This window comes from Caulobacter endophyticus (assembly GCF_003116815.1).
In the GTDB taxonomy this organism is placed as follows: Bacteria; Pseudomonadota; Alphaproteobacteria; order Caulobacterales; family Caulobacteraceae; genus Caulobacter; species Caulobacter endophyticus.
This window is the reverse complement of sequence record NZ_QDKQ01000034.1, coordinates 238,915-264,498: the sequence shown is the minus strand read 5'-3', so window position 1 is coordinate 264,498 and position 25,584 is coordinate 238,915. Positions and strand designations below refer to the sequence as shown.

The 25,584-nt window shown below is 70.0% G+C and carries 13 protein-coding genes; 9 read left to right on the top strand and 4 right to left on the bottom strand.

Features of this window, described 5'->3' with window-relative positions:
* Positions 1-37 precede the first annotated feature (37 nt).
* Positions 38-2,824, bottom strand: a complete 2,787-nt coding sequence (locus tag DDF67_RS09880) for a TonB-dependent receptor (RefSeq protein WP_109100707.1) — start codon at positions 2,822-2,824, stop codon at positions 38-40.
* 340 nt (positions 2,825-3,164) lie between these two features.
* On the opposite strand from DDF67_RS09880, the gene DDF67_RS09875 reads away from it, so the two are divergent.
* From DDF67_RS09875 to DDF67_RS09865, 3 genes are all read left to right on the top strand, one after another.
* On the top strand, positions 3,165-4,481 hold the full coding sequence (locus DDF67_RS09875; RefSeq protein ID WP_109100706.1) for an MFS transporter: 1,317 nt from the start codon (positions 3,165-3,167) through the stop codon (positions 4,479-4,481).
* 3 nt (positions 4,482-4,484) lie between these two features.
* Positions 4,485-6,329: an AGE family epimerase/isomerase gene (locus tag DDF67_RS09870; protein ID WP_109100705.1), complete on the top strand. Its 1,845-nt coding sequence runs from the start codon at positions 4,485-4,487 to the stop codon at positions 6,327-6,329.
* A 122-nt stretch (positions 6,330-6,451) separates the two neighbouring features.
* Positions 6,452-7,966, top strand: a complete 1,515-nt coding sequence (locus tag DDF67_RS09865; protein ID WP_109100786.1) for a right-handed parallel beta-helix repeat-containing protein — start codon at positions 6,452-6,454, stop codon at positions 7,964-7,966.
* A gap of 210 nt (positions 7,967-8,176) precedes the next feature.
* Here the strand turns inward: DDF67_RS09865 and DDF67_RS09855 are convergent, their stop codons facing one another.
* The 3 genes from DDF67_RS09855 to kdgD form a co-directional block, all read right to left on the bottom strand.
* Complete coding sequence (locus tag DDF67_RS09855; protein WP_109100704.1) at positions 8,177-9,742, bottom strand: carboxylesterase/lipase family protein; 1,566 nt, start codon at positions 9,740-9,742, stop codon at positions 8,177-8,179.
* 56 nt (positions 9,743-9,798) lie between these two features.
* Positions 9,799-10,707: a LysR substrate-binding domain-containing protein gene (locus DDF67_RS09850; protein ID WP_109100703.1), complete on the bottom strand. Its 909-nt coding sequence runs from the start codon at positions 10,705-10,707 to the stop codon at positions 9,799-9,801.
* Between the two features lie 123 nt (positions 10,708-10,830).
* Complete coding sequence (kdgD, locus tag DDF67_RS09845) at positions 10,831-11,748, bottom strand: 5-dehydro-4-deoxyglucarate dehydratase (RefSeq protein ID WP_199229201.1); 918 nt, start codon at positions 11,746-11,748, stop codon at positions 10,831-10,833.
* A gap of 539 nt (positions 11,749-12,287) precedes the next feature.
* Here kdgD and bcsA point away from each other — a divergent pair.
* From bcsA to DDF67_RS09815, 6 genes are all read left to right on the top strand, one after another.
* Complete coding sequence (gene bcsA, locus DDF67_RS09840) at positions 12,288-16,619, top strand: UDP-forming cellulose synthase catalytic subunit (protein ID WP_158278026.1); 4,332 nt, start codon at positions 12,288-12,290, stop codon at positions 16,617-16,619.
* Positions 16,616-20,578, top strand: coding sequence for a cellulose biosynthesis protein BcsC (locus DDF67_RS09835; RefSeq protein ID WP_109100701.1), 3,963 nt, complete (start codon positions 16,616-16,618; stop codon positions 20,576-20,578). The genes bcsA and DDF67_RS09835 overlap by 4 nt, the downstream gene beginning before the upstream one ends.
* Positions 20,575-21,048: a cellulose biosynthesis protein BcsD gene (gene bcsD, locus DDF67_RS09830; RefSeq protein WP_109100700.1), complete on the top strand. Its 474-nt coding sequence runs from the start codon at positions 20,575-20,577 to the stop codon at positions 21,046-21,048. The genes DDF67_RS09835 and bcsD overlap by 4 nt, the downstream gene beginning before the upstream one ends.
* Before the next feature lie 10 nt (positions 21,049-21,058).
* Positions 21,059-22,057, top strand: coding sequence for a glycosyl hydrolase family 8 (locus DDF67_RS09825; RefSeq protein ID WP_158278025.1), 999 nt, complete (start codon positions 21,059-21,061; stop codon positions 22,055-22,057).
* Between the two features lie 33 nt (positions 22,058-22,090).
* The gene (locus DDF67_RS09820) at positions 22,091-22,417 is read left to right on the top strand and encodes a hypothetical protein (protein WP_109100698.1); all 327 of its coding nucleotides are present in this window, start codon (positions 22,091-22,093) and stop codon (positions 22,415-22,417) included.
* Positions 22,418-22,651: 234 nt separating this feature from the next.
* On the top strand, positions 22,652-25,567 hold the full coding sequence (locus tag DDF67_RS09815; protein WP_146198000.1) for a TonB-dependent receptor: 2,916 nt from the start codon (positions 22,652-22,654) through the stop codon (positions 25,565-25,567).
* The last annotated feature ends 17 nt before the right edge of the window (positions 25,568-25,584 follow it).

The window sequence follows — 25,584 nt, the reverse complement described above, 5'->3', positions numbered from 1 at the left end:
CGGGCTGCCTAGGCGCCGGGGGGAGGTAGGATCGCGCCTAGAAGTTGTAGCGCAGGCCGACGATGAACTGGCGGCCGCTGTGGGTGTAGACGTTCAGCCGGTCGCTGTAGCCGACGTACTGGTCGTTGAATTCGTCGGTCAGGTTCACACCCTCGACCGACAGTTTCAGGTTGTCGCGGATGTTCCAGCTGGCCTGCATGTCGATGTTCAGGGTCTCGTTGGTGCCCTGGACGATGTTGGCGTCGCTGGCGGGAACCTGGGCCAGGTACTGGTCGCGGTAGGCCAGCGAGCCGCGCACGCTCCACTTGGGGGTCTCGTAATAGAGCGTCAGGTTGGCGGCGTGCTTGGACAGGCCAAGGAGGGTCTCGTTGATGGGCGGCGTGTCGCCGGTCGGCGAGGTGGGATAGTCGATCTTGGAGTCGACGTAGGTGTAGTTGGCCACCACGCCCATGTTGCTCCAGTGGCCGGGCAGGAAGGTGAAGGGCTGCTGGACGTTGATCTCGAAGCCCTTCAGGTCGCCGCCGTCGCTGTTGAGCGGCTGGCTGACCTGGAAGATCTCGGTAGCCGACGCGCCGGTGCCGTCCAGCACCGATTCCGGCAGGCCCAGGGTGTTGAAGGGGGCCAGGCGGCGCAGGGTGGCCACGAAGGTGTCGATGCGCTTGTAGAACAGGCCCACCGCCACGACCGCGCCCTTCTCGCGATACCATTCCAGCGAGAAGTCGAGGTTGTCGGACTTGGTCGGCTTCAGGAACGGGTTGCCGGAGCTGTAGTTGCGGTTGGCGCCCTGGACCTGAACGTCGCCGCCGGGCGACAGCGAGCCGATGCCCGGGCGCGAGACGGTCTGGGCGGCGCTGACGCGGGCCACGACGGAGTCGGAGAGGTCGGCGGCCAGGTTGAACGATGGGAGGGTGAGATTGTAGTCGCGCTCGACCTCAAGCCGCTGGATCGCGCCGGCGACGGTGGCGTAGCCGGCCGACTCCTGCTCGGTGTGCACTCGGCGCACGCCGGCGTCGCCGCGGAACGGCAGGCCAAAGGCGTCGAACTTGAACTCGGCCTGGATGTAGGCGCCGGTGCTCTGCTCCTCGACCGCGCCGTACTGGCCGCGGGCCGAGGTGTTGTTGGTGTTGGTCATCGCGTAGATGCCCTGGTTGCTGTAGATGTTCAGCAGGGCGGCGTACTTGTCGATGTCGGGCACCAGCCAGGCGGTGAAGTTGCCTTCGGGCAGATCCATGTTGCGGCCAAGGCCGCTGTGCACGCGCGAGACCGAGGCCAGCTGGGCCGGCGTCAGGGTCTGGATCGTGGTCTCGCTGGCGCGATAGGCGCCGTAGCTGTCGTATTCGAACTTGCGCCAGTCGATGCCGGCCTTGAGGCGCAGGTTGTCGTTCAGATCCCACTCGCCGTAGATCTTGGCCGTCGAGAACTGGTTCTCGACGAACTGCGGGCGGATGCGCACCTCGGAGGTGCCGTTGATCGTCGACCAGTTGGCCGGGTCGGTGGCGTCGAAGCCCAGCAGGATCTGCGGCGCGCGGCCCTTGCGGAAGTCGTAGACGAAGTTCTGGCTGTTGGCCCGGTCGAAGGTGACGATGGTGGAGATCGGCTGGGTGAAGGTCGAGTCCGCGTAGCCGGCCAGGGCGCCGATCCGCAGGCTGCCGCTGAAGTCGTGGGTGGCCGACAGGGTGAACTGCTTGAACTCGGTGTTCAGCTCGTCATAGGCCGCCTGGGTCCGCAGGTCGACATTGTCCATCCGCGCATAGACGAGGTTGCCGTTCTCGACGGCGCCGTCGCGGATGATGGTCTGGGGCTTGCCGGCGTTGCCGCGCGACAGGCCAAGAGCCTGCAACTGGGCTTCCTTCCGCGTGCCGGCCAGATAGGCGTAGAGGCCGTCCAGGGTGATCTGGGTGTCGGAGGAGGGCTTGTACTGCAGCGAGCCGGCCACCCCGAGGCGCTTGTTCTCGATGTCGTAGCTGACATAGGCCGGAATGCGCGGCGCGAAGAGGTCGTTGCTGTTGATCCGGCCGATGGTCAGGCCCGGCACGGTCGAGGCGCCGTTGAAGCCGCCGTTGCTGGCGCCGGTGGCCCAGCGGGTGATGTTGGCGCCTTCCTCCTTCAGGCGGCGCTCTTCGTAGGCGACCGACAGCAGGGCGCCCAGCTTGCCGTCGAAGAAGGTGCGGCTGCCCAGCACAGAGACGCGCGGCGTGGCCTTCTGCGCCAGGTCGTTGTAGCTGGCGCCGGCGGACAGCACGAGTTGGGGCTTGCCGCTGTCGAAGGCGCGGGCGGTGGTCAGGTCGACCGTGGCGCCCAGAGAGCCTTCCTCGACGTCGGCCGAGGCGGTCTTGCGCACGACGATGCTGTTGAAGAGATCCGAGGCGAAGACGTTGAAGTCGAAGCCGCGGCCGCGGTTGGTGCCGCCGCTGTTGGCGGTGCCGCCGGTGGTGGAGATCGCCTCCATGCCGTTGATGCGGACGCGGGTGTATTCCGAGCCCAGGCCGCGGACGGTGATCTGGCGGCCCTCGCCGTTGATGCGCGAGATCGACACGCCGGGAATGCGCTGCAGCGACTCCGCCAGGTTCAGGTCGGGGAACTGGGCGATGTCCTCGGCCTTGATGGCGTCGACCACGCCGCTTTCGTTGCGCTTGACGTTGATGGCGCTCTGCAGGCTGGCCCGGAAGCCGGTGACGACGATGGCCTCGACCTCGTCGGACGCTGGTTCGGCCGCGGGCGCCGGGGCCTCCTGGGCCATGGCGGCGCCGGCGGCCAGAAGGGTGAAGGCCGAAGCGCTGGCGCCGAGCACGGCGCGCAGGCGCGGGTTCCTGTTGGACGTCATGTGTCCCTCCCGATGCCCGTCTTCGCGGGCCGCTTTTGGAAGCCGGCTCAGCCTGCTTCTTCGTTGCCTGAACCATAGGAACGGGTTCGATCAGAGGGCCAATCCCAATCGGGTATGGACCTATGCGCGATGCGCACCGATCCACAGGTTTCCGCAGCGGCGCCCGTCGCTCCGCGCGCGCGTGATCCTTTGACAGCCTTGGGTTTCTATGCGCGACCTGGTTCGATCCATGTCTCCCGTGGATCGGTCCATAGGCGATTTGACTTAGACCTCGCGCCCGACGCCCCTTAGCGTCCTCCCAAAGCGCCGACGACAGAGCGGCGACCATGGGAGAGCGTCAATGACCGACACCACCAGGCGTACGCGCGTGCGCTGGCTGATCATCGCGACGCTCTTCATCATCACGACGATCAACTACGCCGACCGCGCCACCTTCTCGATCGCCGGCCAGTCGGCGTCGAAGGAGCTGGGCCTCGATCCGGTGGCCATGGGCTACATCATGTCGGCCTTCGCCTGGGCCTATGTGCTGGGCCAGATCCCCGGCGGGGCGCTGCTCGACCGCTTCGGCTCCAAGAAGATCTACACCGCAGCCCTGGTGCTGTGGTCCAGCTTCACCCTGCTGCAGGGCTTTTCGGGCGTGTTCACGGGCCTGGCCGCCGCCGTGGCCCTGTTCTTCATGCGCTTCCTGGTGGGTCTTGCCGAAGCGCCGTCGTTCCCGGCCAACGCCCGCATCGTGGCCGCGTGGTTCCCGGGTTCGGAACGTGGCACGGCCTCAGCGATCTTCAACTCGGCCCAGTACTTCTCGCTGGTCGCCTTCGCGCCGCTGATGGGCTGGCTGGCCCACGACTTCGGCTGGCGTTCGGTGTTCTTCGTCATGGGCGGGGTGGGCATCGTCGCGGCCTTCTTCTTCGTCAGGCTGATCCACAGCCCGGTCGAGCACCCGAAGATCAACAAGGCCGAGTTCGACTATATCGAGGCCGGCGGCGGCCTGGTGCGGATGGAGGACAAGACCGCCGGCGCGGGCGCGGCCTTCACCTGGGCCAACGTCAAGCAGGTGCTGACCAGCCGCATGCTGCTGGGCGTCTATATCGGCCAGTACTGCATCAACGTGCTGACCTACTTCTTCGTCACCTGGTTCCCGATTTACCTGGTCAAGGCGCGGGGGCTGTCGATCCTGCAGGCCGGCTTCACCGCGGCCCTGCCGGCGCTGTGCGGCTTCGCCGGCGGCCTGCTGGGCGGGATGATCTCCGACCACCTGCTGAAAAAGACCGGCAATCTCGACATCGCCCGCAAGACGCCGCTGCTTCTGGGCATGATCCTGGCCACCTGCATCGTCATCTGCAACTACGTCGAACAGGAGTGGCTGGTCATCGTGATCATGGCCGCGGCCTTCTTCGGCAAGGGCGTGGCGTCGCTGGGCTGGGCGGTGGTGTCGGACACCTCGCCCAAGGAGATGGCCGGCGTCACCGGCGGGGTCTTCAACACCTTCGGCAACACGGCCGGCATCGTGACCCCGATCGTCATCGGCTATATCGTCCAGGCCACCGGCTCGTTCGACGGCGCCTTGATCTTCGTCGGCGCCCACTGCCTGATCGCCGTGCTGGCCTACTTCCTGATCGTCGGGAAGATCCAGCGCCTGCAGCTGAAGGCGGTCTGACGCATGCTGTCGCGACGGAACATCCTCGCCGGCGCCTCGGCCCTGGTTCTGTCCAGCGTCGGCCGTTCGGCCCTGGCCGCGCCTGCCGCCTTCACCATCGCGACCCCGATGGTCGCGCCGGAGTGGGCCCTGCTGCAGCGCGAGTTGCTGAAGGCCAACGAGGCGGCCTGCGAGGCCTTCTTCGCCCGCTATTTCGACGACCGCGGCTACCTCCTGGCCTTCGAGCGCTGGGGCGCCAACGACGGCCCCGACGACGCCATCGAGAACGTCAAAGACTGGCCGACCCTGCACGCCCTGGGCGCCGGCGACCGCGTGCTCGAACTGGCCCAAAAGGCCTTCGAGGGCAATGTCCGCCAGTATACGGCGGCCCGGACAAAGGACGTGCCGTTCGCCCGCGAGGGCATGTACTTCCGCGAGTTCCCGGTGATGAGCGACTGGCAGCACCTGTCCGAAGGGCTGTCGGTGTTCAACCTGCTGGGGCTGTCGGCGCCCAATGATCCGCGCTTCCGCGCGCGGGCGAAAAGGTTTTCGGGCTTCTACACCGGCGAGGACCCGACCACGCCGAACTATGATGGGAAGCTCAACATCATCCGCAGCATGATCACCGGCAGCCGGGGTCCGATGCTGCGCAAGGCCACGCCCCTGGACTGGGCCGGCGATCCCTTCGACGTGACCCACTTCTACATGGAGCACGGCGAGCGCTCGTACGAGGAGACCCTGCGCCACTATGACGAATATGGCGACGTGGTCGGCGACAGCCCGCTGAACCTGCAGGCCACCAGCCTGGTGATGAACGCCTACATGCTGGACCACGAGGCCAGGTACCGCGACTGGATCCTGAAGTACGTGGATGGCTGGATCGAGCGGGCGCGGGCCAATGGCGACGTGATCCCCAGCAAGGTCGGACTCGACGGCAAGGTTCCCAAGGACCGTTGGTGGAGCGGAACCTACGGCTGGGGCTTCTCGCCGGTGGCGCCGCACACCGGCCAGCGCGAGGACCGCAACCGCGTGCCGCGCGCGGTGGTCGGCTTCATGAACGCCTATCTGCTGACCGGCGACGACAAGTATCTCGACGTCTGGCGCCGCCAGAACGACGCCATCAACGCCCAGAAGAAGGTGGTGGACGGCAAGGTCTCGACCCCGCGCATGTACGGCCCCAAGGGCTGGTACGCCTATGCGCCTGGCGAGTACCAGCTGAACGGGCTGGAGATCTGGTACCTGTCGATGAAGGCGTCCGACCGCGCTCGCGCGGCGGCCCACCCCTGGCTCGACTGGCTGGATGGCAAGGATGCCTCCTATCCCGCCAAGGCCCTGCGCGGCGACCTGGAGCGGGTGCGCGCCCGCGCCCAGGCCCAGCGGGACGATGCGTCGACCCCCGACACCCGCCTGGCCGATGCGGCGCTGGACATCAATCCAGCCAGCGTCACCGCCCTGATCCAGCTGATGGAAGGCGGTATCCACATCGCCCGGCCGCCGTGGTCGAAGTCCTCGCCCTCGCAGGGCGGCGCGCTGCATTACGCGCGCCTGCGCTACTTCGATCCCGAGCGCCGCCGGGCCGGCGTTCCGCAGGACGTGGCGGCCCTGGTCGAGCGCCTGACCGACGACGAGACGGGGGTCAGCCTTGTCAATCTAAGCCAGGTCGCGTCCCGCACGGTGACGATCCAGGGCGGCGCCTATGGCGAGCACCGGATCCTCAGCGCCGCGATCGGCGAGGGGGCCGCCCAGGCGGTCGACGCCTCGGCCTTCACCCTGCGCCTGGCGCCGGGCTCGGGCGCGCGGCTGACCCTGAAGATGAAGCGCCACGCCAACCAGCCGACGCTGAGCTTTCCGTGGGACAGGGTGGTCTGAGGTGGTGAAACCTCGCCCTCCGACAAGCTCTGGGTGAGGTTTTTAAATGGGCGGCCGTTGAACTGGTCCTCATCCTGAGTCTGTCGAAGGACGAGGACCCGCACGAGAAGATGGAGAAGCCGATGGTTCGTGTTGCATCCGCCGCGATCGTCGCGGCCCTGCTGGCTTCGCCGGCGTTCGCCCAGGACCCAAAGCCCATCGCGGCGGTGGCTGCTGGCGGTCCCGCCCAGTCCGGGGTCCAGGCCGAGCTTCTGCTGGTCGATCGCGACGCCGACGACGGCGCCAGGGGCTCGCTGCGCTGGGCGATCGAGACCAGCAACGCCAAGCCCGGCCGCTACCGCATCGAGATCGCCGCCCCGGCCATCGTGCTGAAATCGGCCCTGCCGCCGATCAAGGGGCCGGTGGCCATCGAGGGCCAGGCCTTCGCCCGCACCGGCGGCCACAACGTGGTCGACGGCTCGGGCTATCTGCCGCGCGACCTGAAGTCCTGTCCCGGCATGGTCCAGGGCCAGTACGGGACCAATGTGCGCACCGCCAGCAATCCCGGCTTCGCGCTCATCGACACCCGGGGCGTGAGCCTGCGCGGGCTGGAAATCCGGGGCTTCTGCATCGGGGTGCTGGTGTTGCGCACCTCCAACGCCGTGATCGCCGACAACCGCATCGTGCGCAACATCGGCGGGGCGGGGGTCATGCTCAGCGGCGACGACGGCAAGGGCGGCTCGACCTCGCACACCACGCTCGACAACAAGGTGCTGCGCAACGCCTTTATCGAGAACGGGGACGGCCTGGAACTGACGCGCGGCGCGGCCTTCAACCTGATCGCCGACAACAGCTTCGACGGTGGGACCGACAACCTGGAGCCCTCGCAGGGCATCGAGATCCTGTGGGGCAACGACAACACCGTCGTGGGCAATCGGTTTTCCAACTACTCCGACGGGCTGCAGCTGAACTGGGGGGCGCGCAACTACATCGGCGCCAATGTCTTCACCGGCAACGCCTTCGGGATCAGCGTCAGCGGCGCGGACAACATGATCGCCGGCAACCAGATCCGCGGCAACGGGATCGGCATCGCCGTGCGCCCCGAGGCCAAGGTCGCCGCCAACCGCATCAGCCGCAATTCCATCGCCGAGAACGGCAAGCCGATCATGCTGTGCTCGGCCGGCGGCTCCTGCGACGAGAAAATGGTCCGGGGCGGCATCGTGATCGGCCCGCCGGGCCTGGAGCATGCCAGCTTCGTCGGCTCGCGCGGCATGGGCGTGGTGTTCGACAAGGCCGGCGCGGCCCAGGTCTGCGCGGCCCCGAATACGCCGGAGAAGTGCCATGCGACGCCGCAGTTCGGGCTGGCGCCGCCGAAGCTGGCGAGCGCGCATTTGGCCAAAAACGAGCTCGCTGTCGGCGGCGTGCTGGACGGACCGCCCAATGCCGCCGTGGTGGTCGAGGTGTTCGGCAATCGGCCGTTGGGCCAGGAGGGCGAGCGGTATCTGGGGAGCTTGCGGGCGGTGACGGATGCGAGCGGCCGGGCCGAGTTTTCCGGCAAGGTCGCGGCGGCGAAGATCGGCGATGCGATCACCGCGACGGTCACGACGCCTGCCGGGGCGACGTCGGCGTTCTCGGTTGCCGTGGCGGTGGGGCGGTAGGGGAGGCGCTGCCCCCTCAGTCGCTCCGCGACAGCTCCCCCAAAGGGGGAGCATCTTGACGCTTTAGACCCTCCCCCTCTGGGGGAGGTGGCCCGGGAGGGCCGGAGGGGGGACGTTTTCAGCTTTCGAGGTGGTGGAAGGTTTGCATCGACTTCCCCCTCCGTCGGCTTCGCCGACACCTCCCCCTTCAGGGGGAGGATCTTTAAGCGTTCACGTCCCTTCCTTCATGAACGGCGCGACGGCGAAGATCTCACGCTCTTCCTTGCGGGGATCATCCACCATCGCCGAGGTCTCGTTGACCACCAGTGTCGCCCGCTTGGGCAGCGTATAGCGCTCCCAGGCCGGGATCGCCGCGCAGTTGGGGTCACCCGTCCGGGCGAAGTTCGCGAAGGCGGCGCTCATCTGGTCGCGGACCTTGACCGCCGCCGGGCCCGTGCCGGTCATCGAGCCCTTGGCCGCCAGCGTGCCGAACACCAGCGCGATGTCGTAGCTGTGGTAGGCGCCCATCCGGGGATCGGTCTGGGCGCCGAAGTCCAGCTGGTACATCCAGGCCGGGGCGCCGATGCGGGCGCGCTGCTCGGCCTGGATAAGGTGGCCGGGCCACGAGCGCCCGGCCGTGGTGATGGCGAAGAAGAGGTCTGACGGACTGGCCTGCGGATAGAGCGCCCGATAGCGGCCGACCAGGTATTCGGGCGACATGTCGAGCACCAGTTCGTTCTCCAGCCGGCCCGGCAGTTCCTCCCAGGTCAGGGAGAAGTTCCTGGGATCGCCGCCCAGGAAGGCCTTGGTCTCGTCGTGGGTGTTGCCGATGATCATCGGGATGTGGCCGCTTTCGCGCGGGGCGTCGGGATAGAACGGATGGCGTGGCAGGACCCCGTGGTCGACGACGGACCAGAAGACGATGCCGCCCTTGCGCTCCAGCGGGTCGCGCATCTTCAGCGCCTCGACCAGCTGGGCGGCGGGCAGGGTCTTCAGCTTGTCGGTCTCGCCGGGCTTCAGGCCCAGCTTGTCCATGAAGGCGCGGGCGCGGATCGTGGCGTGGATCGGCCCCATGGCGGTGACGTGCTGGCCGCTCATGGTCGCGACCTTGTGGTAGAGGCCCGCCGCGCGCGGCATGGCCATCAGGGTCACGCACTTGGCCCCGCCGCCCGACTGGCCGAAGGCCGTGACGTTGCCGGGGTCTCCGCCGAAGGCGGCGATGTTGTCGCGCACCCATTGCAGGGCCAGGATCAGATCAAGGTTGCCGACATTGCCGCTGTCGGCCAGTTCGGCCCCGCCCAGGCGGGCCAGGTAGCTGTAGCCGAAGGCGTTGAGGCGGTGGTTCACGGTCACCACCACCACGTCGTAGGTCTTCGCCAGCCAGGTTCCGTCATAGAGCGGGCTGGAGCCCGAGCCGTTAGCGTGCGCGCCGCCATGCACGTAGAACATCACCGGCCGCTTCTTTCCGTCGGCCAGGCCCGGCGTCCAGACGTTGAGGAAGAGGCAGTCCTCGGAGGTCGCCTCGTCGGTCTTCAGCTGCGGCGAGGCGGGGCCATAGGCCAGGGCGTCGGCGATACCCCTCCACGGCTGTGCGGCTTCCGCCGGCTGGAAGCGCCGGGCCGAGGTGTCGGCGCCGTAGCGCACGCCCTTGAAGACCTTGATCCCGCCCTCCTCGGCGCCGCGCACCCGGCCTGCCGTGGTGGTCGCCACAGGCGCGGCGCGGCCGGCGGCGTTGACCTTCAGAGGTGCGGCGAGCGCGGCGGCTGCGGCCAGTACGGCGCGGCGATCGAGGGTCATGTCTTCTCCCGTCTTTTATCGTTGGGCCGCGCGCGGCCGACGGGAGAAGCGGCACGTCAGCGCTCGTCCGGATCCGCCGACGAGGCCTCGGCCAGGCAAAGGTCGATGAAGGCCTGCAGGATCGGGCTCTCGTTGTCCTTGCGCCAGGCCATGTAGAGCTCGACCGGCCGGTCGGGCGTAGTCTCGACGGGACGGAACTGCACGTCGTCGAAGTGCAGGCTCATGGCCGATTCCGGCACGATCGCCGCCCCCAGGCCGGCGTGGACCAGGGCCAGCATCGAGTGGATCTGGGTGACGTGCTGCACATAGTTCGGGGCCACGCCGTGGGCGTCGAACAGGGTGGTCAGCATGTTGTAGAAATAGCCCGCGCCCTCGGGCGAATACATGATCAGCGGGCCGGCGTCGAAGTCGGCCAGGGTCAGGCTGGCCTTGACCAGGCGCGGGTCGCCGTTGGGCAGGGCGGCGACCAGGGGCTCGCTCAGCACGCGGGCGGTGGCGAACTCGGCGCGGTCCATAGGCGGGCGGACGAGACCGATGTCGATGCGGCCGGTCAGCAGGGCCTCGACCTGCTCGCGGGTGACCATCTCGCGCAGGGTCAGGTCGGCGTTGGGCAGGCGGGCGTTGGACAGGATCACCAGGCGCGGCAGGAAGCTGTAGCCGGAGACGGCGGTGAAGCCGATGGCGATCTGGCCGGCGTCGCCGCTGGCGATGCGGCGGGTGGCCAGGGCCGCGCTCTCGGCCAGGCGCAGGATGCGGCGGGCTTCCAGCAGGAAAGCGCGGCCGGCGGGGGTGAGGCGCACCGAGCGGCTGGTGCGGTCGAGCAGGGTGACGCCGAGGATGCGCTCCAGAAGCTGCACCTGCCGGCTCAGCGGCGGCTGGGTCATGTTCAGCCGCTGGGCGGCGCGGCCGAAATGCAGCTCCTCGGCGGTGGCGACGAAGCAGCGAAGCTGACTGAGTTCGAACATCGGAAAGCGCCCGTCGACAACACCCTGGAGTCGCGAGGCTAGACGTTCGTTGGGGCCGATCGCCAGCGCCTTCTTCCCGGGAAGAAGGGCCGGCGTCCGGACGGGGGTCAGGGCGTTCAGGGCTCAGCCCTGGACGCGGGCGATCAGGCCCTGCAGTTGCGCGAACTCTTCGGGCGTCAGGTCGGTCAGGGGCTGGCGCACGGGGCCGGCGTCGCGGCCGACGGCCTTCATGCCGGCCTTCACGATCGAGACGGCGTAGCCCTTACCCTTGTTGCGCAGGGCGATGTAGGGCAGCACGAAGTCGCGCAGGCCGGTCATCACCGCCTCGCGGTCGCGGGCCCGCACGGCCTTGTAGAAGCCAAGCGCCCATTCCGGCAGGAAGTTGAAGATCGCCGAAGAATAGGTCGTCACGCCCATTTCCAGATAGGGCAGGGCGAAGGTCTCGGCCGTCGGCAGGCCGCCGACATAGGTCAGGCGGTCGCCCATGCGGGCATAGACCCGCATCATCAGTTCCAGGTCGCCGACCCCGTCCTTGAAGCCGACGAGGTTGGGATTGCGGTCGCACAGCTTCTCGAGGGTGTCCTCATTGATGACGGCGTTGTCGCGGTTGTAGACGATCACGCCCAGGCTGGTGGCCTTGCAGACCGACTCGATGTGGGCGAGCAGGCCTTCCTGGGTGGCGTTGGTCAGGTAGGGCGGCAGCAGCAGCAGGCCGTCGGCGCCGGCGGCCTCGGCGTCGCGCGCCAGGTCGGTGGCGATGGCCGTGCCGTAGCCGCAGCCGGCGATGACCGGGATCTTGCCGGCCGTCTCGGCGACCGCCGCGCGCACCACCTTGCCCACCTCGTCGGGACGCAGCGAGAAGAACTCGCCCGTACCGCCAGCGGCGAACAGGCCGGCCAGCTCGTGGTCCAGCATCCAGGCGCAGTGCTGGCGATAGGGCGCTTCCAGGAACTGGTGCTGGGCGTCGAAATGGGTGACGGGGAACGACAGCAGGCCGCCGCCGAGCTGGCGGGCCACGTCCGTCGGCGACATCTGGCTCATGAAGTCCTCTCCGAGCGACGGCCTGTTCCCGAACGCCGGGAGGCCGTTTCTTGAGGCTGACGGTAGAGAGCCGCCTGGCCGGGGTCTAAGCCAAAGGCGCTATCGACCGATACCGGAATTGGCTCGATGGGCCGACGCTCAAAACCGTCCTTAGAACCTCGCCTGAGCGGTGGTTTCTACCTCTGGGCGCAGTGTGTGATCCGGGCTCGCGGATAGAGTTGCCTGCAAGTATCGCCTGGCGTTCATATTTGTAATCAGGTTGTCGAAACCGCCGTTTTCCCGTGTCGGGAAGTAATGCGGCCTTTGGTCGCGGCGACACGCTCTGGAACTGCTGCTCAATCAGCCATACGGCCTCGCTTGTAGGTCCATACGCGTAACAGATAGCATCGGCCGTCCGCGCTGGTTGGAAAGCTTGACTATAGAGTGGAAGGTTCTTCGGCGATGACAGCAGTGCAGCCATGGCGCTCGATCGAGGGCCAAGACGCGCGAGTGCTGGCATGATGGGCGGGGTTTCGTCGAAGTCGTTCCTGGAACGAGCGATGCTCCGCGCCGGGGTGGGGTTGCTGATCGTCGCCTTCCTGGCCGTGGCGATCGTGGCCATCGTCGTGCCGCTCAGCTTCAAGGATCAGGCCCTGTTCGCCGTTGCGACCATCGCCGGCGTGGTCGTGGCCAACCGCCTGTCGCAATCCAAGCACCTGACCATCGCCCTGTGCATCGTCTCGGTGATCGTCAGCACCCGCTATCTGTGGTGGCGCACGACCGAGACCCTGCATTTCCGCAACGCCGCCGAGGCCTTCTTCGGCACGGGCCTGTACCTGGCCGAGATCTATGCCTGGCTGATTCTGCTCCTGGGCTACCTGCAGACGGCCTGGCCGCTGCAGCGCCCGGTGCGGCCGATGGAGGGCGCGCCGAACACCTGGCCGCGGGTCGACGTCTACATCCCGACCTACAACGAGAGCCTGGAGATCGTTCAGGACACGGTGCTGGCCGCGCTGGGGATGGACTACCCCCGCGACCGCTTCAAGGTCTACGTGCTGGACGACGGCCGCCGCCCCGAGTTCAAGGCCTTCGCCGAGAAGGCCGGCGCGATCTACATGACCCGTCCCGACAACTTCGGGGCGAAGGCCGGCAACCTGAACCACGCGCTGGAGCAGACCGACGCCGAGCTGGTCTGCATCTTCGACTGCGACCACATCCCCACGCGCGCCTTCCTGCAGATGACCGTCGGCTGGTTCCAGGAGGACCAGCGCCTGGCCCTGCTGCAGACGCCCCACCACTTCTACTCGCCCGACCCGGTGCAGCGGAACATCCAGACGGTGAAGGACATCCCCGGGGAGGGCGACCTCTTCTACGGCGTCGTCCAGCCGGGCAACGACCTGTGGAACGCGGCCTTCTTCTGCGGCTCGTGCGCGGTGATCCGCCGCTCGGCCCTGGAGGAGACCCACGGCTTCGCTCACGAGACCGTCACCGAGGACGCCCACACCGCGCTGAAGCTGCAGCGCAAGGGCTGGAACACCGCCTTCTTGGAAATCCGGCTGTCGGCAGGCCTGGCCACCGAGCGCCTGGCCCTGCACATCGGCCAGCGCATCCGCTGGGCGCGCGGCATGACCCAGATCTTCCGCGTCGACAATCCGCTGCTGGGCAAGGGCCTGACCCTGGCCCAGCGGCTTTGTTACCTGAACGCGATGCTGCACTTCCAATTCCCGCTGCCGCGCATCGTGTTCCTGACCTCGCCGCTGGCCTTCCTGCTGCTGGGCTTCAACATCATCAGCGCCTCGGCGCCGGTGATCCTGGTCTACGCCCTGCCGCACCTGGTGCACTCGATCGTCACCAACAACCGGATGCAGGGCGAGGAACGCATGGCGTTCTGGGGCGAGATTTACGAGACCTTGCTGGCCTTCCACCTGGTGGCCCCGACCATCGTCACCCTGTTCGCGCCCAAGCGCGGCAAGTTCAACGTCACCGACAAGGGCGGCCGGCTGGAAAAGGGCTATTTCGACTGGTCGCTGATGTGGCCGCACGTGGTGGTCGCGGGCCTGCTGATCGCCGGCCTGTGCTGGGGCGTGTGGAAGCTGCTGACCGCCGAGCCCGACCTGGTGCTGGTCGGCACCCTGGTGCTCAACACCTTCTGGACGCTGTTCAGCCTGCTGGTGCTGCTGACCGCCATCGCCGTCGGTCGCGAGACCCGCCAGGTGCGCCAGCACGTCCGCATCGAGGCCTTCCTGCCCGCCCGCCTGCGCCTGACCAATGGCGAGGTGCTGGACGTGGAGACCCGCGAGGTCTCGATGGGCGGCCTTTCGGCGGTGGTTCCCGACGGCTTCTGGGGGAACGAGCGCCACATCGACACGGTTGAATTCCTGCAGGACGAGCGCGCCCGCCAGTTCAAGGCCCGCGCCGTCATGTTCGACAAGGGGGTTTTGAGAGTGCAGTTCCTGCCGCTCGGCTTCGCCGAACGCCGCGACCTGGTGCGCAACGTCGTCGGCCGCGCCGACGCCTGGCAGCCCAACGCCCACTGGGCGCCGGTGCGGCCGATGGCGGCCCTGGCCGGCCTGGTGCGGGCCAGCGCCAGCATCCTGTTCTGGTGGCGGGCGGCCAAGCCCGCGGCCCTGACGCCGCGCTCGCGCGCCGGCGGTCCCGACGGCGGCGCGGCGGCTATCCTGGCCGGCGCCCTGCTGGCCGGCGCCGTGGGCTGGAGCGGCCAGGCCAGGGCCCAGGTGGTTCCCCCGACCGAGGTCGCCGCTCCCGCGCCCGCCGGCTCCACCCGCGTGCTGACCCTGAAGGACCTTGGCTTTGGCCAGCCGCTGCGCCTGCGCGGCGTGCAGGGCGAGGCCGGCGTCGATTTCGCCCTGCGCCGCGACGAGGTGGTCACGGCTGCGCGCCTCGTGGTCAACGGCGCCTATTCGCCGTCGCTGCTGGGCGACCTGTCGCAGCTGGCCGTCACCCTCAACGGCGAGCCGGCCGGCACGGTGATGCTGACCCCCGACCGCGCGGCCGGGACCGAGTGGTCGATCCCCATCGACCCGGCCCTGTTCCTGCGCGACAACAACCTCAATCTCCGCTTCATCGGCCACTACACCCGCGCCTGCGAGGACCCGCAGCATTCGTCGCTGTGGATGAACGTGTCCAACCAGCGCTCGCGCCTGGAGCTGACCATTTCGCGCCTGCCGGGCCAGCCGGACCTGTCGCAACTGCCCGGGCCGTTCTTCGACAAGGGCGGCGGCAAGCTCCTCCTGCCGTTCGTGTTCGCCGAGACCCCGTCCGACGCCGTGCTGCGCGGGGCAGGGGCGGCGGCTTCCTATTTCGGCATGCGGGCCAGCTATCGCGGCTTTGCCTTCCCGACCCTGATCGGAACCCTGCCGCAGGGCGAGGGCGTGGTGTTCGGCCAGTCGGGCCAGGCGATCGGCGAGCTCGTGCTGCCGCAGGTCAATGGACCGACCCTGGCCGTGGTCGCCAATCCGCAGGCGCCCGAGCGCCGGCTGCTGCTGGTGCTGGGCCGCGACACCTCCGAGATCCGCCGCGCCGCCCTGGCGCTCAGCATCTCCCAAGGCGGTTTCAGCGGCGCCATGGCCCAGGTCGACACCGCCCTGATCGCCCCGCGCGCGCCGTACGACGCGCCGCGCTGGCTGCGCATGGACCGACCGGTGCGCATGGGCGAGCTGGTCGACGCCCAGCTGCTGCAGGCGCCGGGCCTGTCGCCGGCGCCGGTCAACGTGCCGTTCCGCGTGGCGCCCGACCTCTTCCTGTGGCCTGTGCAGGGCGCGCCGATGCGCGTGCGCTATCGCTATCCCAAGGGGCCGTGGTTCGACCGCGAGCAGTCGCGCCTGGACGTGTCGCTGAACGGCCAGTACCTGCGCTCCTACCGGCTCAGCGCCCAGGACCGCACCGCCGAGGTGCGCGGCCTGTTCAACCGCTTCGCCCGCAACGAGCACAGCCTGGACCTGCCGCCCTACCTGCTGTTCGGCGCCAGCCAGCTGCAGTTCTATTTCGACATCAAGAGCAACAAAACCGGCGCCTGCCAGGGCCAGTTGCCCACCAACGTCCACAGCGGCATCGATCCGGACAGCACCATCGACCTGAGCGGCGGGCGCCACTTCGCGGCCCTGCCGAACCTGGCCTTCTTCGCCAGCGCCGGTTTCCCGTTCACCCGCAACGCCGACCTCGACAAGACCACCGTGGTGCTGGACGCGGCTCCGGCCCCGGCCGACATCGAGGCGTTCCTCAACCTGATGGGGCGCTTTGGCGACGTCACCGGCGCGCCGGTGACCCGGGTGGCCATCTCGCGCTCGGCCGACGCCGACGCGCTGAAGGGCCGCGATGTGCTGCTGATCGGCCGCCCCGAGACGGCCCGCCGCCTTTCGGGGCTATTCGCCGGCGCGCCGGTGACCTTCGAGGCCGACCGCCTGCGCCTGAAGACCGCCGCCCTGGCCGAGCGGGTGTTCCTGATGGCCAACGGCGAGGCCTCGGCCGCGCGCGAGCATGCCGACGACCTGCTGGTGGCCGGCGACGGCTTCGAGGGCCTGGTCAGCTTCCGCTCGCCGTACGACCACGACCGGGCGGTGGTGGCCATCCTGGCCAGCGACCCGGCCCGCCTGCCGGCGGTGCTGGCCCGCCTCGACGATCCGGCCCAGAACGCCCGCGTGCAGGGCGACCTGGCGGTGGTCACCGAGGAAGGCTTTTCCAGCTTCCAGGTCGGCAAGCAGTTCCACACCGGCGACCTGCCGTGGTGGGTCTACATGATGTGGTGGCTGAGCCAGCGTCCGCTGCTGCTGGCCGTCTCGATCTTCGGCGTGGGTCTGGCCCTGTCGTTCCCGCTCATCTTCGCGCTGAAGTCCATCGCGCGCCGTCGCCTCGAAGGGGGCAGCCACAAGTGAAGACCCTGCGTCGCATGTCCATCGAGGCCGCCCTGGCCGCCATCCTGATGGCGGGCGGGACGGCGAGCGTCGCGGAGGCCCAGGCGGGCGGATCGGCGGTGTCCGCCCTGGTGCGCCAGGGCGACTTCTGGAGCCAGAAGGGCCGCAAGGACCTGGCCGCCGACGCCTACAAGCGCGCCCTGGCCGCCGATCCGGGCAACGCCGCGGCCAAGCGCGGCCTGGCGGCGCTGGACGCGCCCCAGCGTCCGGGAGCGAGCGCCCCGGCGGCGGCCGGCGGCGGCGACCTGGCCAAGGCCCGGGCTCTCGCCCAGAAGGGCGACAGCGCTGCGGCCGCGGCGGCCTACCGCCAGGCTTTCGGCGGGGCCAATCCGCCTGACGCCCTGGCGCTGGAATACTACCAGACCCTGGCCGGCGCCCCCGGCGGCGTCGCCCAGGCCCAGACCGGCCTGCGCGCCCTGGCCGCCCGCAAGCCCGGCGATCAGAACGTCCAGCTGGCGCTCGGCCAGGCCCTGACCTATCGCGAGGGCACCCGCCGCGAGGGCGTGGCCGTGCTGGCCCGCCTGGCGGGCGGCGGCGGGGCGGCCTCGGGCAAGGCCGCCAGCGCCTGGCGCCAGGCCCTGACCTGGATGGACGACAGTCCTCGCAACGCCGACCTGTTCGGCGACTATCTGGCCGCCCGTCCCAACGACGCCGAGATCTCGCGCAAGCTGGCCGCCGCCAAGGTCGCGCCCAAGGCCAGCGCGGCAGCCCCCGTCGACCCGTCGGCCGGCGACCGCGCCAAGGGCTTCCAGGCCCTGCAGGCCGGCGACGCGGCTGAGGCCGAACGCCGCTTCCAGGCGGCCCTGGCCCGCCGCGCGGGCGACGCCGACGCGCTGGGCGGCCTGGGCCTTGTGCGCCTGCAGGCCCAGCAGTTCTCCGAGGCCGCCGACCTTCTGGCCCGGGCCGGCCGCGCCAGCCCCGCCAGCGCGGGCCGCTGGAAGGAGGCCCTGACCAGCGCCCGCTTCTATGCCGGCCTGCAAACCGCCCAGGCCGCCCTCGACCAGGGCCAGGCGGCCAAGGCCGAGCAGGCGGTGCGGCCGCTGACGGCCCAGACCTATCCCGATCGCCTGCTGGCCTCGAACCTGCTGGCCGAGTCCCTTCGCCGCCAGGGCAAGGCCGCCGAGGCCGAGAGCGTCTATCGCCAGATCCTGGCCGCCGCCCCGACCCAGGCCGAGGCCCAGCAGGGGCTCGTCCAGGTGCTGCTCGACCAGGGCCGCACGGCCGAGGCCGACCAGGTCGCCGCCGCCTCGCCCGCGCTGCAGCCCAACGCCAGCGGCCAGAACGCCTTGCGCGGCCGCATCGACCACGAGCGCGCCAACCAGCTGTGGGCCAACGGCGACCTGTCGGGCGCCAACGCCGCCTTCGAGAGCGCCCTGGCCTCGGCGCCGAGCGACCCGTGGGTGCGGCTCGACTTCGCCCGCTTCCTGGCGGGGCAGGGCGAGAGCCAGGCCGCCGAAGGGCTGATGTCGCAGGTGGCGACCGGCAGCGATCCCGAACAGATCCACGCCGCCGCGGTCTTCGCCGACCAGCAGGGGCGGCCGACCGAGGCCCTGGCGCTGCTGAACCGCGCCTCGGCTACGCGTATGACGCCGGAGATGACCGCCTTGCGCGGCCGGCTGGAGATCGATGCGGCCATCGACCAGGCCAGGCAGGGCGGCAGCGTCGCCCAGCTGCGCGGCCTGGCTGCCCGTCCCGGCCTGTCGGTCGATGCCGAAGGGCGGCTGGCCTCGGCCCTCTACGACCTGGGCGACCGCCAGACGGCCCTGTCCATCGCCCAGCGCGCCCTGGCCGAGGGCGTCACCGAGGCGCCGGCCGGCTATGACGGCATGGTCGCGGTTCTGGCCAAGGCCGGCCGCGACGCCGAGGCCGCCGCGATCATCCGCCAGGCCGCCGTGCGCGCCGGGAACTCGCCGGAGGGGACGCGCGCCGTCGCCGACCTGACCGCCACCCTCGGCGCCGAGCGGGCCGACCGCCTGCGCCAGAACGGCGATCTGGCCAGCGCTTTCGACGTGCTGTCGGCCGCCTTCGCGGTCGCCCCCAAGAACACCCGCCTGCTGGCCCCGCTGGGCCGGGTCTATCTGGACGGCAAGATGTACGACGAGGCCGCCCAGGCCTATGGCGTGCTGCTGCGGGCCAAGCCTGGCGACAAGGAGGCCCTGATCGGCCTGGCCGACGCCTCGGCGGGCCGGGGCGACCTGGCCGGCGCCCGCCGCACCCTGGCCCAGGCGATCGCCGCCTCGCCGCGCGACGCCGACCTCTATCTGGCTTCGGCCAGGGTCGAGCGCCAGGCCGGCAACGAGCGCGGCGCCCTGGAGGCCCTGCGCACCGCGCGGGCCTTGCGCGAGCGCCGGCCGACCTTCGGCTCGGGGCTCGACGCGGTGCTGGCGCCGGGCGGCTCCAACGCCGCGCCGGGCGGGGGCCTTGGTCCCAACCCGTTCACTTCTGGCGGCGTCCCGGCCCGCAGCTCGCCGGTGCTGCCGGTGGCCGCTGGCCGCTACGACCTGATGAACTCGGCCGCCGCCGCGCCGCTGACCGGCGTCGACGCCTCGTACGGCGGCGGCGACCAGCTGGCCGGCGTGCTGGCTCCGGCCGCGCCGTCCGCGGCGGCGATCCCCGCCGAGCGCAACTTCGCCGGCGTCGCCTTTCCGTTCACCGGTCGCAACGGCCGCGCGGGCGAGGCCGCCTCGCCCCGGCCGACCCCGACCGCAGCGCCCGCCCGGGGCAATCCCTTCGTCGCCCCGGCGGCGCGCGATCCCGTGGTCGGCGACATCGACCGCCAGATCGCCGAGATCACCGCCCGCACGGCGGCCGAGGTTTCCGGCTCGGCCCAGATCCGCGCCCGCTCGGGCGAGGCGGGCCTTGGGCGGCTGCACGAGCTGTCGGCCACGGCTTCGGCTTCGGCCAATCTCGGAGACGTGCGGTTCACCGCCTCGCTGTCGCCGGTCAGCATCGATGGGGGCACGCCCTCGGGCTCGGCCGAGCAGCGCTATGGCGGCAACCAGATCGTCAACGCCCGCGCCATTGTCGGGGAGTTCGCGCCGGTCTATCGCGCGGCCTCGCCCCAGAGCGCCTCGGGCGCGTCGGTGAACCTGGCCATGGAGGCCGGCCCGCTGCGCGCCGACGTCGGCACGACGCCGATCGGCTTTGGCGACATCGACGTGGCCGGCGGGGCGACCTTCTCGCCGCGCCTGGGCGCCAACGGCCAGGGCAAGGCCTGGATCGAGCGGCGCCCGGTCACCGACAGCGTCGTGGCCTATGCCGGCGCCCGCGACCCGGTCACCGGCCAGCGCTGGGGGCGCGTCATGCGCACCGGCGGCGGGGTCAGCCTGTCCTACGACGACGGCTATTCGGGGCTCTACGGCGACGCCAGCTACAGCCGCTACGACGGCGAGCACGTGGCCGACAACGACGGCTACCAGATCAATCTGGGCGGCTACATCCGGCCCTATCGCCGGGGCGAGACCGAGGTCCAGGTCGGCTTCAACCTCAACCAGCAGGGTTTCGACAACAACCAGAACTTCTTCAGCCTGGGCCATGGCGGCTATTTCAGCCCCAAGACCTTCACCAGCCTGACCGCGCCGATCAGCGTCACGGCCAAGCAGGGGGCGTGGAAGTTCAAGGGCGCGATCGCGCCAGGCTATCAGACCTACAACCAGGCCGGCGCGGCCTACTTCCCGATGGACCCGGCCCTGCAGGGCGAGCTAACCACCCTGGCCCAGGCCGATGCGGACGTCTTCCCGCGCTACCTGGCCCAGAGCGCCAGCGGTTTTGGCGTCTCGGGCGGGCTATCGGCCGACTACCGGTTCCGGCCCGGCGCCACGATCGGCGGGGCGGTCAATTTCAACACCTTCGGCGTCTACAACGAGACCGCGGTCAGCGTGGGCGTGAAGCAGATCCTCGGCGGGGAGGGCGGCCGATGAGCGCCAGCGAGTTCGATCCCCGGTCCAGGGACCTGGGCTACCTGCGCCGACGGCGCGTCAGCGGCCAGTGGTCGCCGTTCCTGGCCGCCCTGGCCGACGAGCTGGCGGCCGTCGCCGACAAGGGCGCGGTCAAGCGCTTCCTGTGCGCCACCGGCGAGCGGATGGCCCGTCGCCACGCCCTGCCCAAGCTCGAGACGCTGGACGAGCTGGAGACGCGGCTGAACGAGATCCTCGACGCCATGGACTGGGGCTGGATGCAGCTGGCCGTGGCTGAAGACTGCATCCTCATCACCCATGGGGCCTGTCCGAATGTGCTCGATGACGACGACAAGCGGGCCTGGCCCCCGCTCATGGCCGAGATTCTGGCGGGCGCTTACGGCGCCTGGCTGGCGGCGCAGGGCAGCCCGGGCGGGGTCACCACCTGCCGCGACCCCCTGGCTTCTCCGCTGGTGTTCGAGCACCGCGTCTAGGCTGCTGGCGGTGGCGCTGATCGCCTCGGCCGGGAGCGCCTGCGCGCGGCCGCCGGACGGCTGGGCGCAGTTCAAGTCCACCTATGTGCAGCCCGACGGCCGCACCATCGATCCCGAGAACGGCGGGGTCAGCCACAGCGAAAGCCAGGGCTGGACCATGCTGCTGGCCGAGGGCCATGGCGACCGCGAGGCCTTCGACAAGGCCTGGGGCTGGACCCGCGCCAACCTGGTGCGCAAGAACGCCCCGCTGCTGGCCTGGCGCTATGATCCGAAGTCCAGTCCCGCCGTCGCCGACGAGAACAACGCTTCGGACGGCGACATCCTGGCGGCCTGGGCCCTGCTGCGGGCCGGACGGCGCTGGAAGGACGAGGGCTATCTCGCCGCCTCCAAGGCCATGAGAGACGCCGTCGCCGAGCGGCTGGTGGTCGAGGTCGGCGGCCGCACGGTGCTGCTGCCGGGGCTGGAGGGCTTCCGCACCCCGGCGGGCGTGATCACCAACCCCTCCTATTTCGTGCTGCCGGCGTTCAGGGATTTCGCCGTCGAGGACGGCCCTGCGGCGCCTTGGCGCATCCTGGCCGCCGACGGGGTGAAGCTGGCCCGGGAGGGGCGGTTCGGCGCCCAGAAGTTGCCTCCTGACTGGTTGCTTGTGCGCGACGACGGCGGTCTGGCCTTAGCGCCTGAAAAACCTCCACTATTCGGTTTTGACGCCATTCGCGTGCCCCTCTACCTGGCCTGGGGGGGAGAAGATTCGCTCGCCAGCGAGACCGCCGCGTACTGGCGCGGAAAGATTCAAGCCCAAAAAGCGCCACCGGCATGGGTCAATATGTCCGACGGGCGGGAAGCCGACTTTCCGCTATCTGGGGGCGGTGTCGCCATCGCCGCCCTGGCCTTGAACGACCCGTCGATCCAGGCGCTGCGGGGAGCGTCGCAGGATCGCACGTACTACTCTTGCGCCCTTGGCCTGCTCGCCGAAATGGCGGGGCGGGAGAAGGGACGCAAACGACCTTAACCCCGTACCGCTGGACGCGGTGGAGCCGATGCCATGGCTGGCGATGTCAACCGACTGTTCTCGATGATCAACCAGGCGAACCTGCCCTACCAGGTGTTCGAGCAGGTTTTCGACGACACGGCCCCGGTGGTCGAGGCCCAGGCCGCCCTCAGCGAGGGCGAGGCCATGGCCCTGGCCCTGCGCAACGTCTTCGGCTGCCCCCCGGCCGCCAACGAGGACGCCGTCACCGTCGAGGCCGGCTTCCTGAAGGCCTATTGCGAGCCGGCCCCGGCGCCCGAGCCGCAGGCCGCCCCCGTCGCCGAAAAGCCGGCCGGCGCGCGCCTGGACGACATCTTCCGCCGCATGGTCCGCACCGCCTAGTTCATCACGGCGAACCTGAGCTCCGGCCCCGGACGCGGCGAGCGCGCTGGCGCGGCGACAGCCATGTCGAGGCGCTGGGCGATCGGCCGCACGATCGCCAGGCCAAGTCCCGCGCCGTCGTTCTCGGAAATACGCGTTCAAACGCTTGCCTGAATAACGGCGTTCGTTTTATTGCCCTGACATTTCCAAGACCAGCGCTGATGGGCCGGCGAAGGTTGTCGAAGGTGGGTCGGGGTGACCTTTCGAAAGCGACATCACGGTCTTCTCGAAGGCCTGGCGGCGGTGGTCTGCGCCTGCGCTCTGACGGGGGCGCAGGCGGGAGCCGCCGGCGCGGCCGAACGCATGGCGAGCGTCGCCGTGCCCGCCCAGCCGCTGAACCGCGCCCTGGCCGAGCTTGGCCGGCAGGCGGGGGTCGACATACTGGCCTCGTCGGCGACGGTCGGCGACCGGCGCGCGCCGCCGCTGCGGGGGCGGCTGACGCCCAGCGAGGCGCTGGCCCGGTTGCTGGCCGGCTCGGGCCTGGCGTTCGAGCGCGTCGAGGCCGACGTCTATGTGGTGCGGGCCGGGCCCGCGGCGCCGCTGGAAGACGCCTCCGGCCCGGTCGCCCTGCCCGAACTGCTGGTCGTGGGCGTGCGCACCCAGAACGTCGACCAGCGGCGCGACCCCGACGACATCCAGCCCTATCGGGTGTTCGAGCGCAGTACGCTGCGCGCGGCCCAGGCCCACTCGGCCGACGATTTCCTGCAGACCTGGCTGACCAGCAACGGCGACAGCCGGCAGGCCATACCGCGCACCGCGCGCGGCGTTCCTCCTTCGCGGTCGAACTTCGCCTTTCGCGACCCCAACGCCCAGGCCAAGACCCTGGTGCTGGTGGACGGCCGGCGCATGCCCGCCATTCCGAACTATGAGCGGCTGACCCAGGCGGACGTAGGGGCGATCCCGCTGGCGGCGATCGGCCGTATCGAGACCCTGGCCTCCAGCAGCGGCGCGCTCTACGGCCTGGGCGCCGTCAACGGCGTGGTCAACCTGGTGCTCGACCGCGAGTATCGCGGGGCCGAGATCGCGGCCACGGCCGGCCTGAGCAAGGGTGGCGACGGCGACTACGGGCGCCTCGATGCGCGCCTGGGCCACAGCACGGCCGACGGCGACACCGCGGTCATGATCCATTATGGCCAGAAGCGCTTCAACGGCGTGGCCTACGGCGACCGGGTCGAGATATCGACGCCTCTGGACGGCGCCCAGATGAAGGCCGGCCAATGGTACAGCCGGCCCCCGGGGAACGGAATCACCCTTTTCGGGGTCAACGGCCCCTTCACGGTCGGCGGGGTCTCGATGTCGAAGACCTATATCCCGGCCGACTACGACGGCTCGACCCCGATCGAGGCGGTGCTGATCCAGAACGCCGAAAAGTCGGCGCCGGGGCTGGCGCCGGCCCACCGCGACCGGCTGCTGTCCACCGACAGCCGCACCGACGCCCTGCTGGCCAATGTTCGCCAGCGCCTGTGGCCGGGGGCGGAGGCCTATCTGGACTACATCTACCTTGCCGGCCGCGACACCTATCCCACCGCCATCGGCGCGTTCTCCACCCGGCTGACCCCGGGGCAGGGCGCGGCGTCGATGCTTGCGGGCTCCACGCCGGTTGAGCTGGTCGCGCCGGTCCCGTTCATCATCGGAACCAACGACGTCCGGATCCTCTCGCGGCGGATCACGGCCGGCCTGGTGTTCGACTTGCCCGGGCGCTGGCGCGGGGGCGTCGACTACGCCGTGGGCGACGTGCGCTCCACGCAGGTCCTTTCCGACCGGGGATATGATGGCCTTTCGCGACCGGCTGTCGCCAGCGGCGTCTCGCCCGCCGACGGCCGGCCAGCGCCCAATCCCTTCGGCGACCAGGCCAGGTTCCTGGCCGACCTCGATCGCTACCAGGAAGCCTGGGCGGCGGCGGACCCCTATGCCTCCTCGCGGCTGGAGGACATGTCGCTGCGCGCCTCAGGTCCGGTCGGCCGCATCGGGGGGCGCGACCTGACGCTGTCGTTGACCGCCCAGCAGCTGTGGGAGGGCATGCCCAGCTTCCCCACCGACCCCAGGAACCATCTGTCGATGCGCTCGCGGTCGCTCTTCGCCGAGCTGCGCGCGCCGCTGGAGGGGCTGGTCGGCGTGCCGGGCCTGGAACTGCAAGCCGCCGCGCGGCGCCAGGTCGGGCGGGCGCGGATCTTCAGGGGCTCTCCCTCCGCGCCGGTCGAGAAATCCGCCGACCTCTACCTGCTGGGCCTGAAGGCCGAACCGGTCGCCGGCCTGATCCTGCGCGCCTCCTACGCCTCGGGCGCCCAGCTGCCGCCCGCCGACCAGCTGGCCAGCACCACCAGCATGTCCACCAGCTTCGTCGTCGATCCCAAGCGCAACCCCAACCAGCCGGTCTATGCCGAAGGGTGGTTCCGCTCCGTCTGGGGCGCCCCGGCCGATCTCAGGCCCGACCAGATGCGGACCTTCTCGGCCGGCGCGGTGCTGTCCTCGCCGCTGCTGCCGCGCACGCGGCTGTCGGTCGACTACACCCGCATCGAGGGCCACGGCCTGATGGTCGCGGTGAACCGGGGATACGACGCCTATATCCTGAACGAGGAGCGCTATCCGGGCGCAGTGATCCGCGCGCCGCTCACCGACGCCGACCGCGCCAGGGGCTATACGGGCGGCCGCATTATCGAGGTGCGCGACCTCAGCGAGAACAGCGGCTCCAGCCTGATCGAGTCGGTCGACATGGTCGCCGAGCACGACCTCGACCTGGCCGGCGGGCGCCTGGGCCTCGGCGCCGCGCTGACCTGGCAGCCGACCCTGAGCCAGGACATCCCGCCCGACAGCGGCGCCTACAAGCGCACGCCCGACGGCGGTTCGCCCAAATGGCGCGGCGCGGCCGGCGCACGCTGGTCGACCAGCCGCTTCGCCGCCGCCGCCACCATCCGCTACATCGACGCCAACCTCCCGACAGCGCTGCCCGAACGCACCACGGTTGACCTGTCCCTGGCCTGGGAGTTGCCCCGCGCGCCGGGCGCGGCCGAGACCGAACTACGCCTGGGCGTACGCAACCTCCTCAACCGCTGGTCCGAGGACGACCCGCTGAAGCGCCGCCTGGAAGCGACGGTGACAGCGCGGTTCTAGAGGGGGGATTTCGACAT